The 15,468-nt window shown below is 46.3% G+C and carries 14 protein-coding genes; 6 read left to right on the forward strand and 8 right to left on the reverse strand.

The window, feature by feature from the left end:
* Positions 1–182 precede the first annotated feature (182 nt).
* Complete coding sequence (locus RO21_RS12110; protein ID WP_053067710.1) at positions 183–4,334, forward strand: exo-alpha-sialidase; 4,152 nt, start codon at positions 183–185, stop codon at positions 4,332–4,334.
* 111 nt (positions 4,335–4,445) lie between these two features.
* On the opposite strand, the gene metQ is transcribed toward RO21_RS12110, so the two are convergent.
* The 7 genes from metQ to trpCF form a co-directional block, all read right to left on the reverse strand.
* Positions 4,446–5,243 (reverse strand): methionine ABC transporter substrate-binding lipoprotein MetQ, encoded by a 798-nt coding sequence (gene metQ, locus RO21_RS04720; RefSeq protein WP_047976647.1) that lies wholly within the window; start codon positions 5,241–5,243, stop codon positions 4,446–4,448.
* A 219-nt stretch (positions 5,244–5,462) separates the two neighbouring features.
* Positions 5,463–6,281: a MetQ/NlpA family lipoprotein gene (locus tag RO21_RS04725; protein WP_047976648.1), complete on the reverse strand. Its 819-nt coding sequence runs from the start codon at positions 6,279–6,281 to the stop codon at positions 5,463–5,465.
* A gap of 109 nt (positions 6,282–6,390) precedes the next feature.
* The gene (locus RO21_RS04730) at positions 6,391–7,209 is read right to left on the reverse strand and encodes a MetQ/NlpA family lipoprotein (protein ID WP_047976649.1); all 819 of its coding nucleotides are present in this window, start codon (positions 7,207–7,209) and stop codon (positions 6,391–6,393) included.
* 36 nt (positions 7,210–7,245) lie between these two features.
* A complete protein-coding gene (locus RO21_RS04735) occupies positions 7,246–7,923 on the reverse strand; it encodes a methionine ABC transporter permease (RefSeq protein WP_047976650.1) in 678 nt (225 codons plus the stop codon).
* The gene (metN, locus tag RO21_RS04740) at positions 7,913–8,950 is read right to left on the reverse strand and encodes a methionine ABC transporter ATP-binding protein MetN (protein WP_047976651.1); all 1,038 of its coding nucleotides are present in this window, start codon (positions 8,948–8,950) and stop codon (positions 7,913–7,915) included. Before metN ends, RO21_RS04735 begins: the two co-directional genes overlap by 11 nt.
* 117 nt (positions 8,951–9,067) lie before the next feature.
* On the reverse strand, positions 9,068–9,937 hold the full coding sequence (locus tag RO21_RS04745; RefSeq protein WP_047976652.1) for a DMT family transporter: 870 nt from the start codon (positions 9,935–9,937) through the stop codon (positions 9,068–9,070).
* A 10-nt stretch (positions 9,938–9,947) separates the two neighbouring features.
* Complete coding sequence (gene trpCF, locus RO21_RS04750) at positions 9,948–11,357, reverse strand: bifunctional indole-3-glycerol-phosphate synthase TrpC/phosphoribosylanthranilate isomerase TrpF (protein WP_047976653.1); 1,410 nt, start codon at positions 11,355–11,357, stop codon at positions 9,948–9,950.
* A 50-nt stretch (positions 11,358–11,407) separates the two neighbouring features.
* Here trpCF and RO21_RS04755 point away from each other — a divergent pair, with 50 nt between their 5' ends.
* The 4 genes from RO21_RS04755 to RO21_RS04765 are packed head-to-tail and all read left to right on the forward strand — an operon-like array spanning position 11,408 to position 13,088.
* On the forward strand, positions 11,408–11,722 hold the full coding sequence (locus RO21_RS04755) for a YqcC family protein (RefSeq protein ID WP_047976654.1): 315 nt from the start codon (positions 11,408–11,410) through the stop codon (positions 11,720–11,722).
* Complete coding sequence (truC, locus tag RO21_RS04760) at positions 11,719–12,447, forward strand: tRNA pseudouridine(65) synthase TruC (RefSeq protein WP_047976655.1); 729 nt, start codon at positions 11,719–11,721, stop codon at positions 12,445–12,447. The genes RO21_RS04755 and truC overlap by 4 nt, the downstream gene beginning before the upstream one ends.
* A gap of 16 nt (positions 12,448–12,463) precedes the next feature.
* Positions 12,464–12,625: a YoaH family protein gene (locus tag RO21_RS12420; protein WP_084724247.1), complete on the forward strand. Its 162-nt coding sequence runs from the start codon at positions 12,464–12,466 to the stop codon at positions 12,623–12,625.
* 1 nt (position 12,626) lies between these two features.
* On the forward strand, positions 12,627–13,088 hold the full coding sequence (locus RO21_RS04765; protein WP_047976656.1) for a hypothetical protein: 462 nt from the start codon (positions 12,627–12,629) through the stop codon (positions 13,086–13,088).
* Between the two features lie 31 nt (positions 13,089–13,119).
* Here RO21_RS04765 and RO21_RS04770 read toward each other — a convergent pair whose 3' ends face one another.
* A complete protein-coding gene (locus RO21_RS04770; protein WP_047976657.1) occupies positions 13,120–13,953 on the reverse strand; it encodes a CYTH domain-containing protein in 834 nt (277 codons plus the stop codon).
* 76 nt (positions 13,954–14,029) lie between these two features.
* Here RO21_RS04770 and RO21_RS04775 point away from each other — a divergent pair, with 76 nt between their 5' ends.
* On the forward strand, positions 14,030–15,436 hold the full coding sequence (locus RO21_RS04775; RefSeq protein ID WP_047976714.1) for a YcjX family GTP-binding protein: 1,407 nt from the start codon (positions 14,030–14,032) through the stop codon (positions 15,434–15,436).
* The last annotated feature ends 32 nt before the right edge of the window (positions 15,437–15,468 follow it).

A 15,468-nucleotide genomic window follows, 5' to 3' on the forward strand; every position in this document is an offset into this window, starting at 1 on the left:
CTGGGGATAAAAATGTAAGACTGTTGCAGTATGTGAAACAAGTCGAGAAGTAAATTATCTCACTTTTTTCGCACAACTTATCTCGCTCGCTTTTAGCTTTTTTAGGCAGAACCGAGCGTAATGATATAAAAGATTGGCGTACTATCAGTAATATTTATTATGCGGATTTAACGAAAGAGGTATTGACCGCCGAGCAAGTAAAAGCGAAGCATCAGGCGATTTTGGCGACTCATACGGAGCGTTTAGGGCGTGGTGAGGCATTCGGTGCACTCAGAGCAGAGAAACAGTCGTTATTTGTTAGCGGGCAAGGCGGTGCAGAGAATTACCGTATTCCATCACTGCTCACCACTAAAAACGGCGTTACCATTGCAGCGGTAGATAAACGTCATCAGCATGCTGCCGACTGGAGCAATATTGATACGGTGATTCGCCGTAGTACGGACGGGGGCAAAACTTGGCAAGAGGACAAGGTGATTATTGATCTTGCCGAGCAGCCGTACGGTAATGAAAATTCAGCATTTTTAATCGATCCGCTAATGGTGCAGGATAAAAACTCCGGACGGGTATTTATGCTGGTAGATATGTTCCCTGAAACCCGTGGTTTCTTCGGCATCAACTCCCTTGAAGGTGAAGGTACGGGCTATAAGGAGATTAACGGTAAGTCTTACCGCGTGTTGTTAGATGCTCAAAATAATCAGTTTACTGTGCGGGAAAACGGGATCGTCTATAACGAAGCAAATCAACCGACCGATTATCGTGTTGTGGTTGAAGGCGAACCGCAGCGATCCTTTAAAGATTTAGGGGATTTGTATCAAGGCGATCAGCGTTTGGGTAACATCTTTTTACTCACAAATTGGGAAGGTAACGATTCTGCACCGCTCAAAGCGAAAAAGACCGCTTCCCTATGGCTGACATACAGTGATGATGACGGACAAACGTGGTCTAATCCGAAAGATATTACACCGCAAGTCAAAGCCGACTGGATGCGATTTATCGGTACTGGTCCGGGGTCTGGGATTCAGTTAAAGAACGGCAATTTAGTGATGCCGATTTACTATACCAATCCTAACGGCGGTCCTTCACAATCGTCTGCGGTGATTATTAGCCGTGACGGTGGAGAAACGTGGGAAAGGGGAGAATCGCCGAACGACCGAATTTTCGCTCAAGCAGGCGGCTCTCGATTACTTAATGATAATAGCCATATCATTACCGAATCCCAAGTAATCGAATTGGATAATGGTGATGTTAAACTCTTTGCCCGTAGCCTTAAAGGTAATGTCTTTATCGCTACCAGTAAGGACGGCGGTTACACTTGGTTGCCTAATGTTGAAATTGACCCGGTAATACTTGAACCTTATACCCAGCTTTCCGTAATTAAATACTCCAAACGGATTAACGGCAAGGAATATGTTATTTTGTCTAATCCGCACAATACCAATCATAACAGCCAACGTCGCTCAAACGGTAAAGTATGGCTGGGAGAAGTACAAGAAGACGGCTCAATTGAGTGGAAATACAACACAACTATTTCACCGGATCGATACGCTTATAGTAGCTTGACAGAATTACCAAACGGCGAAATCGGCTTGTTATATGAAGATGATGCAAACGGAGCTGCGAGAGATATTGCGTTTGTTCGCTTGAATTTACAAGAATTACTTTGGAAAGATAACATCATTTACCGTGATAGCAGAGCACCGGAAAATAAAGATTTTTCCTATCAAACAGAGCAAGAGGAAACCTTTTATAAAATCGGCGATGGCGAAATGGTCAAAGTCGGTGCAGGCATCAATAACGGGCGTTTAGTTGTAGATGAGGGCATTGCAACTCTCAATCAGCAAGCCAACGAGCAGGGTGAAAAACAAGCCTTTGCTGCCGTCTTGGTCAACCAGCACGGTACAGTGCGTTTGGGCAGTGCTGATCAAATGAATTTAAGTCAAATTTATTTGGAGCAAGGTACGTTAGATGTGAATGGACAATTGTTAGAACTTGCCGAGCAGAATAACGAAAATACGGGGTTAAGAGCCGATGTGATTAACGGACATATCGTCAATCATAGCGATAGTCCGGCGAAACTCACCTACCGTTTAGTCGGGCATCGGGCGATACTGGGTAAAATGGGCGATGAAAAAGGCGCTTTGGATCTCACCTATCACCCGAATACCGCGGTGTCTAGCCTTGCATTGGCTGGCAATAGTGTGTTGAATATTGTTGATGTGAAAAGCGGTGCGATTGTTTATGCCCCTGGCAGTCAGCATCAAGCCAACGATTTAACTGTCCGTACCGGCGCAATGGCTTATTTGGTCAATAATACTGACGTTAGTCTGAAAAATGCGGTATTAGAACAAGATGCTAATTTAGTGATCGATAGTGAGAAAGATCAAGCCGCTCGTCTTGATGCAACAGTAACGGGTGCAGGTAATCTCTTTAAACAGGGCGAAGGGCATTTGGCATTATCGGGAAATTATCGGCATACCGGCGTCAGCCATATCAATGGCGGTTCGGTAGCGTTAAACGGCACATTAGGCGGTAGCCATTTCAGGCTGGCAACCGATACTACCCTCGGCGGTAATGGTCGCATCACTGCACCGGCAACGTGGGAGGAAGGCAGCCGTATCGTACCAAGTGCCTTTGCCGAAACCTTTACACCACACACCTTACACTTTAATGATGTTGATAATCTTGGCGCTAAAGTGGCGTTAGGCGTGGCGAATACGCAAGATGAGATGAAGAATTGGCAACACGATCAGCTCTTGATTTGGGGTAATCTCAATACGGAGAAAGCCATTCCGGTTGATCTCAAACTCCACGGCAGTAAGAAAGGGTTTTCCGATACTAACGGCAATGGACAATATGATGCCGATGAAGGTATCTCCCTTGTACAAGTGAAAGGACAGGGTAAACTTGGGCAGTTTGAACTCGGCGAAACAATAGCAAATGACCCGAATGATCTCTTTGATTTTGCCTTAGTCAGTGTCGATAAACGAATGAGTGATGCGGCAAGTAATGGCTTCGGTGAACATAATTCAGATTATTATGATTACCGTCTGCAAACGGCGTTAGTTCGTGAGGACGGCACAAAAGTGAGTCCAATAATTGCTTATGCCGAGCAACCGATTGAGCAAGGTAATCAGCCTAATCAAACGGACGAAAACCATACCGAGCAGCCTAAGCCGCCGGTGAGTGGAGATCGCCCGAACGACAATCCGACCGCTGGCGATCAACCGACTGTTTCTCAACCAAATACTGATGAAACGGCAAATGTTGAGAACAAGCCGAGTGAAAACGCTTCTCGCAATGATAAACCGGCCGTCTCTCAACCGAATACAGAAAATAGGGTAGATATTGAAGATAAGGCGGGAGAAAAACCATCGGTTAATACGGCACAACCTCCACAAATTGACAATACTGCCGAGGCGCGTGTCAAATTAAAATCACGAATGCCGTCTTATTTGGTGGCAAAAACAGCGATGGTGGCGCAAGGTAATATGTTACAACAACAGTTTACGCAAAACCTTTGGGCAGAGAATAAAAAAGGATTTTACGTTAATCAGCTACATAGCAACTCACGTTATCAGTCGGATCTCTCTTTTAACGACTACGGTTTCGGCTTCAAAGCGGAACAAAACAGTACGTTGTTTGGCGGCTATTTACCGCTTGGCGAGCGTAGCGAACTTCACGCAGGGGTGGGCTTTAGTAAACAAAAAGTAACGCCAAATGCCGCAGACGGTGAGAGCCAAGCCAATTATAAAACGACCTCCTTATTGTTGGGCTTACACAATCAATGGGGGCAAAACGGAGTGATTAACAGCTACCTAGATTATCATTGGCACAGCGGGAAAATCTCGGCACAAGAGAGCAAAGAGAGTGCGAAAGTGAAAGGTAAACAGTTTAATTTGCGTAGTGAGTTAGGCTATCGGATACCGTTCGGGCAATTCAGCCTTACACCCGTTGTAGGAGTAGGCTACCAACAGTTGACTATGACGGTGCAGGATAATCTTGCACAAAATTGGCAGGCAGATTTCACACCATATCGTAGCTTTATAGCGTTAGCAGGGAGTTACTTCAATCTTGATTTGGATAAATTACGCCTTAAAGCCGGTATGTTCTATGAGCATAATATTGAACATCAAGGCTCGGCGACCCTTATTGCCAATCAGCAGCAAACCTTTAAGCAAGGACGGTTAGGCAGTGCGGTACTATTTAAAGGTGAAGCCGAATATGCCTTTAGCCCGAATGTAAAACTAAGCCTGAATGCCAGCCACCGAAACGGTGTCGCAAAAGGGAAGTTAAAACGGACACAGATTGGCGCACAGCTAAGTTATCTGTTCTAGTCGGTAAAATCCCTTAATGAAAAGACCGCTTGCTAGTGCAAGCGGTCTGTTTAACAGGACAGTTTGCAAAAGAGGATTGAAAACCCCTTCAATATCAATCTCAAATGGCGATTATTCCCAACCTTTCACCATTGCGCCTTTGAAAACTTCGTTTGCTTTGTTAAAGACCGCTTCCGACTGGTAGGCTTTCACGAAATCTTTCACGAGTGGGCTACCTTGGTTGGCTTGGCGTGCAACGATCAAATTAACGTAAGGGGACTCTTTGTCTTCCACAAAAAGACCGTCTTTAGTCGGCGTTAAACCGATTTGTCCAGCGTAAGTGGTATTGATAATTGAAAATGCCACATCGTCAAGGGTTCTTGGCAGAAGAGGGGCTTCGATCTCTTGAATAGCGAGGTTTTTCGGATTATCAATAATATCCACACGGGTGGATTGCAAATTGGTACTGTCTTTGAGCTTAATCAGCCCTTGCTTTTCCAATAAAATCAAAGATCTGCCTAGATTAGTCGGGTCGTTCGGCACGGCGATTTTATCCCCGTCTTTCAGTTCGGCTAATGATTTGATCTTTTTGGAATAGGCAGCAATCGGGTAAACAAAGGTATTGCCGACCGGCACTAATTTGTAGCCTTTATCTTCAATTTGTTTGTCTAAATAGGGTTTGTGTTGGAAGGCATTCACATCTAAATCGCCTTTGTTTAACGCTTCGTTCGGGCTGGCGTAATCGGTGAATACGACCAATTCGATATCTCGATTATAGATTTCCTTCGCTACTTTGGCTGCCACTTCCATTACTTCGTGTTCCGGGCCGGAAATAACGCCGACTTTCAGTTTTTCCTGCTTTTCATTACAGGCAGCTAAGGTGAATAAAGTGGAGAGGGCAATGGCCTTAACTAATCCGGTGAGTTTCATAAAAATCCTTATCCATCAAAAAATCAATAAAATGCAAGCGGTGAGAAAGGCGGCTATTTTTGCAAATAACCCGTGTTTTCTCAATATTATGTAGCCGTTGCACAACGTTGTTTTTTATTCGCTTGTAGGGACACACTGCGTGTGTCCGGGTTTGAACCTATTGAAATAATTTGATTTTTATAAAGGACACACGCAGTGTGTCCCTACATTCTGTTAAAATTACCAGCCTTTTACAACGCCGCCTTCAAACAGTTTGAGTGCTGCTTGATAGACTTCTTCGGTCTGCCAGGCTTTCACAAAGGTTTTGAGTGCTTCGTCATCTTTGTTATCTTCACGGGATACGATTAAATTGACATAAGGCGATTCTTTATCTTCAACCACAACGCCGTCTTTTTCAGGGGTAAGCCCTGCCTGACCGGCATAGGTATTGTTGATTACCGCTAAATCCACATCGTCTAAGGTACGAGGCAGTAATGCGCTATCAACCTGTTTGAACGTAACATTTTTCGGGTTTTCAATCACATCAATTTCGGTTGCAAACAGATTAGTCGGGTCTTGCAGTTTGATTAACCCTTTCGCTTGCAATAATAGCAATGCCCGTCCGACGTTGCTTGGGTTGTTTGGAATAGCAATCTGTGCGCCGTCTTTGAGTTCGTCAAGGGTTTTGACTTTTTTCGAGTACGCTGCCATTGGGAAAGTGAAAGTATTGCCGATAATCGCCAACGTATAGCCGCGATCTTTACTTTCCTGATCCATATAAGGTTTGGTTTGGAAAGCGTTAGCGTCTAAATCTTTACGGTGTAGCGCATCGTTCGGTTGCGTGTATTCACTAAACTCCACTAATTTTACGTTTAAGCCGTATTTTTCTTTCGCAATTTTCGCCGCAACTTCGGCAACTTGTGCTTCAGGGCCTTGCATTACGCCGATTTTAATTTCACGGCTTTCTACTTTGGCAGCTTGCGTGTTTTGTTCTTCTTTACAGCCGGTTAAAGCTAAGGCGGAAATCACGGCTAAACCGAATAATTTTTTAATGTTCATTTTTATTCCTTATACGAAAAATATGAAAAATGTAAACAAAGTGAAAACAGGCGGTCAGTTTGAGCCGGTTTTTTGCAAATTTTGCCGACTATCCGACCGCTTACAACTTTTACCAGCCTTTAACCACACCGTCTTTAAAGTGGGCTTGGGCTTCTTGGAAAACCGCTTCTGTTTGGTAGGATTTCACAAAATTTTGTACAGCGGCACTCTCTTTGTTATCTTGACGTGCCACGATAATATTGACGTAAGGGGACTCTTTATCCTCCACAAATACGCCGTGTTCGGACGCATTCAAGCCGACTTGACCAGCGTAAGTGTTATTTACCACCGCCAAATCAACATCGTCTAACGCTTTAGCTGCCACAGAGGTATCCACTTCTTGAATTTTGAGGTTTTTCGGATTTTCAACAATATCTAATGAGGTCGCAAATAAGCTGGTGTTATCTTTGAGTTTAATCAAGCCTTGCTTTTCAAGCAGGATCAACGCTCGGGCGAGGTTGCTCGGATCGTTCGGCACAGCCACGACCGCCCCTTCGGCTAAATCTGCGGCATTTTTGATTTTTTTGGAGTAACCGGCTAACGGGTAAACAAAAGTGTTGCCGACAATCACTAAATTATTCAAATTTTTGGTGGCGGAGTCTTTATCCAAATAAGGTTTGTGTTGGAAAGCGTTAGCGTCTAAATCGCCTTTGCTTACCGCCGTATTTGGCAGGGCGTAGTCGTTAAACAGCACAAATTCCACCTCTAAACCGTATTGTGCTTTGGCAATTTGCGCCGCTTTTTCCGCTACGGTATGTTCAGGGCCGGACATTACGCCGACTTTGATTTTTTGTGTTGCTGCCGAGCTTTGCGGGCTTTTTTCGTCTTTACAGCCCGTTAATGCCAAAGCAGAAACGAGGGCGATACCGATGATTTTTTTGAAGTTCATAGGAGATCCTTATGTTGTGTTTACAAAAGAAAAGGGTTAGCGATGATCGTAACGTTTGGCGAGGTTATCGCCTACTTTTTGGCTAATCATCACAATCGCGACAATAATGACAGTAGCGATCCATTTGACATAAACCATATTACGATGCTCGCCGTAGCTAATTGCCAAATTTCCCAAGCCGCCGCCGCCGACTGCGCCCGCCATTGCCGAGTAGCCAATTAACGCCACGAGGGTGAGGGTAATGCCGTTGATTAAAATCGGCAGGGATTCCGGCAGATAGAATTTGGTAACAACCTGCCAGTTGGTTGCCCCCATTGATTTTGCCGCTTCGGTTAAACCGCTTGGGATTTCAAGTAGCGCATTGGCGGTTAAACGGGCAAAGAACGGAATAGCAGAGACGCTTAACGGCACGATCGCCGCCGTTGTGCCTAAGGTTGTGCCGACTAATAAGCGAGTAAACGGCAAGAGTACCACCAATAAAATGATAAACGGCACGGAACGCCCGATGTTGATGATCACATCTAATACTTGGTGTAAGCCTTTATGTTCTAAAATTTCACCTTTACCGGTTAAAAAGGCGACAAAGCCGATCGGCAAGCCGACTACCACGGCAAGCAAGGTTGCTACAAAGCCCATATAGAGCGTTTCTAAGGTGGACAATGCCACTAATTCCCACATTTTCGGGGTGAGTTGGTTGAGAAAATCAGCCCACATAGCCAAGCACCTCCACTTTTACATTATTATCAATTAAATAGAATTTTGCCTCGGCAATCGCATCGCTGTCGCCTTCCACTTCCGCAATCACAAAGCCGAATTTCACCCCGCCGGCATAGTCGATTTGCGACATTAAAATGCTGAAATCAATGCCGAATTTTTTTGATGCGTGGGAAAGTAGCGGCGCATCGACAGAGCGACCGGTAAATTCAAACTTGATAATCGGTTTGTAATGGCTCTCGCTGACCGTTGGGGAGAGCTGATCGATATATTCCTGCGGCAGCTCAATATGGAATGTCGATTGGATAAAGCGTTGTGCCAACTCGGTTTTCGGGTTGGAAAAAATCTCGCTGACCGAACCGCTTTCAACAAGGCGACCTTTATCAATCACCGCCACCCGATCACAAATACGTTTCACCACGTCCATTTCGTGAGTAATCAGTAAAATAGTTAATCCGAGCCGTTTGTTGATCTCTTTGAGTAGCTGCAAAATCGCTTGGGTAGTGGCGGGATCGAGGGCGCTAGTGGCTTCATCGCAGAGTAATACTTGCGGATCGCTGGCAAGTGCGCGGGCAATCGCCACCCGCTGTTTTTGCCCGCCGGATAGGTTGCTTGGGTAAACGTCCCGTTTATCCGCCAGCCCGACTAAGCTCAATAGTTCGGTAACTTTTTTCTCAATATTGGCTTTCGGCGTATGGCTTAATTCCAAAGGCAATGCCACATTTTCAAATACGGTGCGTGATGATAACAGGTTGAAATGCTGGAAAATCATTGCGATTTGGCGGCGTGCGAGAATTAACTCGTTTTCGGATAAGGCGGTTAAATCTTTGCCGTCAATGATCACTTGCCCCATTGTTGGGCGTTCAAGTAGGTTCACACATCGAATGAGGGTACTTTTACCCGCACCGGACGAGCCGATTACCCCATAAATCGTGCCTTTCGGAACAGTTAAATTCACGTTATCCAACGCCGTGATTTTCTGTCCTTTGACCTCAAATTGTTTGCTGATTTGCTTCAGCTCAATCATAAGAATAAATCTCGCTTATTAAATAAATGACGTTTTGTATTTTAGACGTCTAGATAGCTATGTCAATCGGCAAAAAGAAATTTTTTATGCAATTTGGCTATTTATTTAAGTGGAAATTTAATGCTTGTCTCGGCTTGAGCCTAAATAGATAGCAAGCAGCGTCAAAAATGCTCCGCACCATCGGGAAGCGTTAATCGGTTTTGCCAGCCAAAATGCGTCAATCAATAATGCCGCAATAGGTTCGGTTAGTAATAACAACCCAGTTAATCCAAGGCTTAATTTGGGAATGGTGTAGGCAATCAGCCCCCACGCAATACATTGCATTACAATGCCGTAAATCACGATTAAACCAACGTCTTTGGCGGTGGTTGGGTAAAGCGTGTCAGCGTTCAGCCACAACGCAGGCAAAATCAGTGCCAATGCGCCGCTGAAACTGATAATCCACATTAACGGGAAAAGGGCGATTGGCTGGGCTTGGTGTGCCTGACGAATCGCCGCCATTGAACCGGCCAAGCACGCACCGGAGAGCAGCCCGATAAAAATGCCGTAACCGCCTTGTAGATTGTGGCTAAGTTCGGGGCTGGCGATCAGCAGCACGCCGATAACCGCGAGTATCAGGCTGAACAGTTGCATTTTGCTCTGCTTTTCGTGGAAAAACAGCCAACCGATTGCGGCTAAAAAGAAGATTTGCAAACTGTTCAGTAGTGTCGAAATGCCCGGCCCGACGGCGTGGATACTTTCGTGCCAAAAGGCAAGATCGAAAGCGAGCAAAACCCCCGATAATGCCGCCCAACCGATTGCCTTACGGTTGCGAGGAAGCGGTTTGCGGTACAGTTTAAGTAACAACCAAAAAATGCCGGTGGCAATCAACAGCCGCCAAAATGCGATGGCATAAGTACCGACCGGCACAAATTTGACGATAAGGCTGCCTAGCCCGAATAACACACAGCCCAAAATCAGTAAGAGTGCCGCAGAGCGATCTTTCATTACAACCCCCCTAGGCTTCAACAATGCGAGAAAACAGGCAACGGATTTTTTCGGCATCTTTCACCCCTTTGGCACTTTCTACGCCGGAGTTGAGATCCACGCCTAAGCAGCCTTGTGCAAGGGCAGCGTCAATATTGTGAAGCCCGATCCCGCCGGCAAGTAATGCTTTGGGTTTGATTTCGCTCGGAATGCAGTGCCAATCAAAGCTCACGCCCGTGCCGCCTTGTTGCCCTGCGGTTTTGCTATCCAATACATAGCGTGAGATGAGCGGGTTATCCGAAAAATGGCACTCGGTTTGGTTCGGCTCAATCGAAACCGCACGCCAGATCTGTGTTTGCTCCCCCAGCTTTGTACGCAGCGTTTCAATGTAGCTATCATCTTCATTACCGTGTAGCTGTACGGCATAGAGTTCGAGCTGTTTTGCCATTTTTTCGACAAATTCGACCGCTTGATCTTGGAATACGCCGACAAACCGCAGCGGTGCTTGGGTTACCAGTTCTTGCGCTTGGCGTAGCGACACGGCTCGGGGCGAGTTTTCGGCAAAGATCAGCCCGCCGTATAGCGCCCCTGTCTGATAGGCGGTACTGACATCTTGCGGGCGGGTTAAACCGCACACTTTATTTTCACCATAGATAATGGCTCTGACCGCACCGTTGAGATCGGCATTCCCCATTAAACTGCTGCCGATGAGAAAGCCGTGTGCGAACGGTTTGATTTGCCGCACTTGTTGATGATTATAAATGCCGGATTCGCTAATCAGACGTGTGTCGGGCGGAATGCGATCTTGGTATTTTTCGACCAAACGGACAATGCGCTGCATATCAATCGACAAATCGTGCAAGTTGCGGTTATTAACGCCGATTACTTTGGCTTGCAGGGCAAGCGCCCGTTCAAATTCCTGCTCGTTGCTGGTTTCGGTCAAAACCCCCATTCCAAGTGAGTGGGCAATGTCGCTTAACCGGCGGTAGCTTTCATCGTCCAGTACCGACAGCATCAGTAAAACGGCATCGGCTTGATAGTAGCGGGCAAGATAGATTTGATAAGGCGAGATAATAAAATCTTTACATAACACGGGCTGGCTGACTTGGCGGCGGACTTGCTCAAGATAGCGGAAATCCCCTTGGAAATAGGCTTCGTCAGTCAGTACCGAGATCACGGCGGCATAATGGCGATACATCTGCGCAATCGCTTCTAAATTAAAATCAGCACGGATTAACCCTTTAGACGGCGAGGCTTTTTTACACTCCAAAATATAGACCGGACGCGGATGCGAACCGACCGATAAGGCGTGATAAAAATCACGATCGCAGGCGGTCAGTTGTGCTTGAAAATCGGCAAGGGGCAAGCGTTGCTGTTGCTCGGCGAGCCAAACGGCTTTGTCTTTAACAATCTTTTGGAGAATGGTGGGTTGATTTTGCATATTTTATCCTTATATTTTGCCGCTAATGTACGCTTTATAAAGGATAATCTATGAAAACTCAAGTCGGCGCACTGCTGGGGGAATTGCAAATTGCCTTGAGGGTGCATCAATTATGGGAAGAAACACCGCCCTCGCCGGAGAAATTAGCCAATACCGATCCGTTTTGTGTGAACGTGCTGACCCCAAGCCAATGGTTGCAGTGGATTTTTATCCCCAGAATGCAGGCAATATTGGAGGCAGGGGCAGAGCTGCCACGCAATTTTGCGATTACGCCGTATTTGGAAGAAGCCTTGAAAGACGAGCCGTATTTAGCGGCGTTACACCAGCCGTTGCTCAAGCTCGAAACCCTCTTGAAAACCGAATGATGCTGGATATTCTCTACCACGACGAGCAGTTGATTGTAATAAACAAACCGGCGGGAATGCTGGTGCATCGAAGCTGGTTGGATAAGCACGAAACCGTGTTTGCGATGCAAAGCCTGCGGGATCAAATCGGGCAGCACGTTTTCCCGATTCATCGGCTTGACCGCCCGACCTCGGGCGTATTACTGTTCGCCCTTGACAGTGATACTGCCCGCATTATGAGCCAACAATTTGAACACCATCAGGTGGAAAAACAGTATTTGGCGGTGGTGCGGGGTTATCTGAACGGCGAGGGGCGTATTGATTATCCGCTCAAAGTGCAACTGGACAAAATTGCGGATAAATTTTCCCAGCCGAAAGCAGCACAACCGGCGGTAACCGACTATGCTACTTTAGCACAGGTTGAAATGCCCTATCCGGCAGGGAAATTTGCCACTGCCCGTTATAGCTTAGTGAAATTGATCCCGAAAACCGGACGAAAACATCAACTTCGCCGCCATTTAAAGCACCTGTTTCACCCGATTATGGGCGATACCAATTACGGCGATTTACATCAAAATCGCGCATTAACGGCAAATATCGGCGTGGATCGGCTCTTTTTACACGCACGCAGTTTGCAGTTTACCCACCCTTATAATTTGCAAAAAATGACGATAAACGCACCGCTTGATAGCCAGTGGCAGCAGCTTTTTGCACGGTTTGGCTGGTCGTTTCCCGATTTTTATTAGACAGATGAGATCAAATATGGATAATGCACTTTTAAGTTTAACCCACGAGCAGCAGCAACAGGCTGTGGAACAGATTCGAGCCTTGATGCAGCAGGGGATCAGTAGTGGTGAGGCGATCGCTATCGTTGCTAAACAGTTGCGAGAGGCACATCAACAACAATCGTTATCGGAGTCGTAGAATGAAGAAATCTTTAGTCGCATTGGCATTTTTGTCCGCCTCAGTGTTTGCAAGCAGTGAGCCGCAAGTGAGCCAAACAATCCCACAAAATGCGCCGGTATTGCGTTTTGGAGTAGTGGACACCAGTAATAAAATCGCACAGGAGGTCGGGCTGACCTATTCTATTGCGAATAAACACCACGAATTATGTTGGACGGCATTTAATCTGCCGTTCCAAATGCAGAATAAAGTAGTTGAAGTTTTTATTTCGCCAAAGGCTGCACAATTCACGTCTGCCGGTGCAACGGTAGCATATTCAAAAGATAAGAAAACCCATACCATCACTACAATGATGCCAAATCGGCAAGAAACAGTCGGCAAATGTTGGCGCTTTGATAAAAATGACCCTTTGGGCAAATATAAGGTCGATATTCGGGTCGATGATATTATTTTTCCGACCCAAACTTTTGAGTTAGTCAAATAATTAAAGGCGCGTTTGCGCCTTTTCTTTTCACTTAGCGGAGGGCGAGCGAACGCATTATCGCAAGGTTGCGGGTTAAATAGGTGTAACTGTAAAGATAATCCACGGAGTCAATCGGTTGATCGGGATTTTGCTGATGATATAGGGCGATCAGTGCGGGATCTTGGGTAAGTCGGATAAAATCCACCAGTTGCTGTTCAAATTGATATTGAGCCGTAGGGGAGAGCGCTTTCTCATTGCAAGCGGTCAGTTTTGCGATATTTTTTGCAATCTCTGCGGCGTTGCCGACCAAATAGCCCCGTTGCGCTTTGCTCAAGCTGCTCAACCATATTCCAGAGGCATTTGGCAGGGTGTCGAGCAGATCAAACAAATCGGCAATTTTCCCCTGTTTTAGCTCAAATTCCAACTCGCAAATAGGGGCTTTGCCGAAAGTGTTTTTGATCCAACCTTGATCGAGAGCGATTTCAATCTGCGAGCCGTGGTAGGCCACCAGCCAATATTGCCGCTCAAAATCGGTGCTGAAAATGGGGTGAAGCTCGCCAATATCTCCAAATTGGAGCTGATAATGCGCTACAAGGGCGGCGAAATCCGGTTGGTTGTTCGGCAACGCTAAATTGTATTCAGGCCGAATATGCAAACCGCCGACAATATTACCGGCGGTTTTGAGCGTCAGCTCGTGCCGATGATTTTTCGTTCGCACCCTTAGCCCCATTTTATGACGAGCAAAAAATTGATCGGCGGTGTCGTAGTAGCAATTTGCCAGCAGATCCTGCCCTTGTGCAAGGCTCGGCAAACGGGCGAGCCAATCTAACATCACAGGAATATTGTCCGCATTCAGCATCAATTTCAATTCAATTTCGTTTTCCATTTATCCCCCTGTTTTTCTAGGCTTTAAACTGATTATTTGCTATATTTTAACGAATTTTTGTTTATTGACCGATAAAATGTTTCATCAATTACAACACAAACTGCACCGCTTTGTGCAACGCGGGCTAGACAACCATTTACGTTTGGCCGTAACCGGTTTGAGCCGCAGCGGTAAAACCGCCTTTATCACCAGCTTGGTCGATCAACTGTTGCATATCAATACACAAGAGAATGCCCATCTCAACCTGTTTTTGCCGGCTCGCAGCGGGCAAATTCTCTCGGTCAAGCGGGTAGAACAGCAAGATTTAACCATTCCCCGTTTTGAATATGATAAAAACCGCCAATGTTTAGAGACAGAGCCGCCGCACTGGCCGGCTTCGACCACCGGAATCAGCGAAATCCGCTTGGCAATTCGCTATCAGCGGCGGGATAGCCTGTTACGCCATTTCAAAGAACAAAGCACCTTATATTTGGATATTTTTGACTATCCGGGGGAATGGTTGTTGGATTTGCCGTTGCTATCGCAATCGTTCAAACAGTGGTCGCAGGCACAGCAGGCGGTGCATCACGGCGAGCGGGCAAAATTGGCGCAGACGTGGCAGACGAAGGTGGAAGGGCTTGATTTAGCGGCGAAAGCCGATGAAAATCAACTGGCTGCGTTAAGTGCGGAATATACCGACTATTTGCTGACCTGCAAAGCCGCCGGAATGCAATATATCCAGCCGGGGCGTTTTGTTTTGCCCAACAGTGAGCGGGGAGCGCCGGTTTACCAATTTTTCCCGCTACTGCATTTGAATGAGGAACAGTGGCAGAGCTTGGAAAACAGCCCGCCGCACAGTATTTTTCAGACCCTAAAAAAGCGTTATGCCCACTATCAGCAGAAAATTGTTAAACCGTTTTACCAAGATTATTTTGCGCAATTCGATCGTCAAGTGATTTTAGCCGATTGCCTGACACCGCTTAATCACAGCCACGAAGCGTTTATTGAGATGAAAATCGGCTTGCAACAGCTCTTTAAACATTTTCATTATGGCAGCCGCTCCTTGTTCAACCGTTTGTTCTCCGCCCAAATCGACAAGTTGTTATTTGTTGCCAGCAAAGCGGATCACATCACGGCGGATCAAATTCCCCATTTAGAAAGCCTAATGCGCCAGTTGGTACAGGAAGGAGGGCGGCACGCAGAATTTGACGGGATTGAAACCGCTTTTCAAGCGATTGCCGCAATTCGGGCGACCGAAGCGGTCATTGCCACCCAAAATGGCGAGAAATTTAAGGCAATAAGGGGAACGCGCAGCCGAGATAACAAGCAGATTACCCTCTACCCCGGCAGTGTGCCGAGCCGACTACCCAGCCCGAGCTACTGGCAAACTAATCGGTTTGAGTTTGATCAGTTTGAACCCCGTAAACTTGATTTTGCCGATGCCATTCCGCATTTCCGAATGGATGCCGTGTTGCAATTTATCCTAGCGGATCAATTTGATTAGCGGCTAGAAGCGGATCGATAGCGGGGATTTTT

Source organism: Muribacter muris, from assembly GCF_001038205.1.
In the GTDB taxonomy this organism is placed as follows: domain Bacteria; phylum Pseudomonadota; class Gammaproteobacteria; order Enterobacterales; family Pasteurellaceae; genus Muribacter; species Muribacter muris.

Excerpts from the sequence above, each read along its gene's own strand:
- metQ (WP_047976647.1), bottom strand. The coding sequence starts at position 5,243 with ATGAAACTCACCGGATTAGTTAAGGCCATTGCCCTCTCCACTTTATTC.
- RO21_RS04725 (WP_047976648.1), bottom strand. The coding sequence starts at position 6,281 with ATGAACATTAAAAAATTATTCGGTTTAGCCGTGATTTCCGCCTTAGCT.
- RO21_RS04730 (WP_047976649.1), bottom strand. The coding sequence starts at position 7,209 with ATGAACTTCAAAAAAATCATCGGTATCGCCCTCGTTTCTGCTTTGGCA.
- RO21_RS04735 (WP_047976650.1), bottom strand. The coding sequence starts at position 7,923 with ATGTGGGCTGATTTTCTCAACCAACTCACCCCGAAAATGTGGGAATTA.
- metN (WP_047976651.1), bottom strand. The coding sequence starts at position 8,950 with ATGATTGAGCTGAAGCAAATCAGCAAACAATTTGAGGTCAAAGGACAG.
- RO21_RS04745 (WP_047976652.1), bottom strand. The coding sequence starts at position 9,937 with ATGAAAGATCGCTCTGCGGCACTCTTACTGATTTTGGGCTGTGTGTTA.
- trpCF (WP_047976653.1), bottom strand. The coding sequence starts at position 11,357 with ATGCAAAATCAACCCACCATTCTCCAAAAGATTGTTAAAGACAAAGCC.
- RO21_RS04755 (WP_047976654.1), top strand. The coding sequence starts at position 11,408 with ATGAAAACTCAAGTCGGCGCACTGCTGGGGGAATTGCAAATTGCCTTG.
- truC (WP_047976655.1), top strand. The coding sequence starts at position 11,719 with ATGATGCTGGATATTCTCTACCACGACGAGCAGTTGATTGTAATAAAC.
- RO21_RS12420 (WP_084724247.1), top strand. The coding sequence starts at position 12,464 with ATGGATAATGCACTTTTAAGTTTAACCCACGAGCAGCAGCAACAGGCT.
- RO21_RS04765 (WP_047976656.1), top strand. The coding sequence starts at position 12,627 with ATGAAGAAATCTTTAGTCGCATTGGCATTTTTGTCCGCCTCAGTGTTT.
- RO21_RS04770 (WP_047976657.1), bottom strand. The coding sequence starts at position 13,953 with ATGGAAAACGAAATTGAATTGAAATTGATGCTGAATGCGGACAATATT.
- RO21_RS04775 (WP_047976714.1), top strand. The coding sequence starts at position 14,030 with ATGTTTCATCAATTACAACACAAACTGCACCGCTTTGTGCAACGCGGG.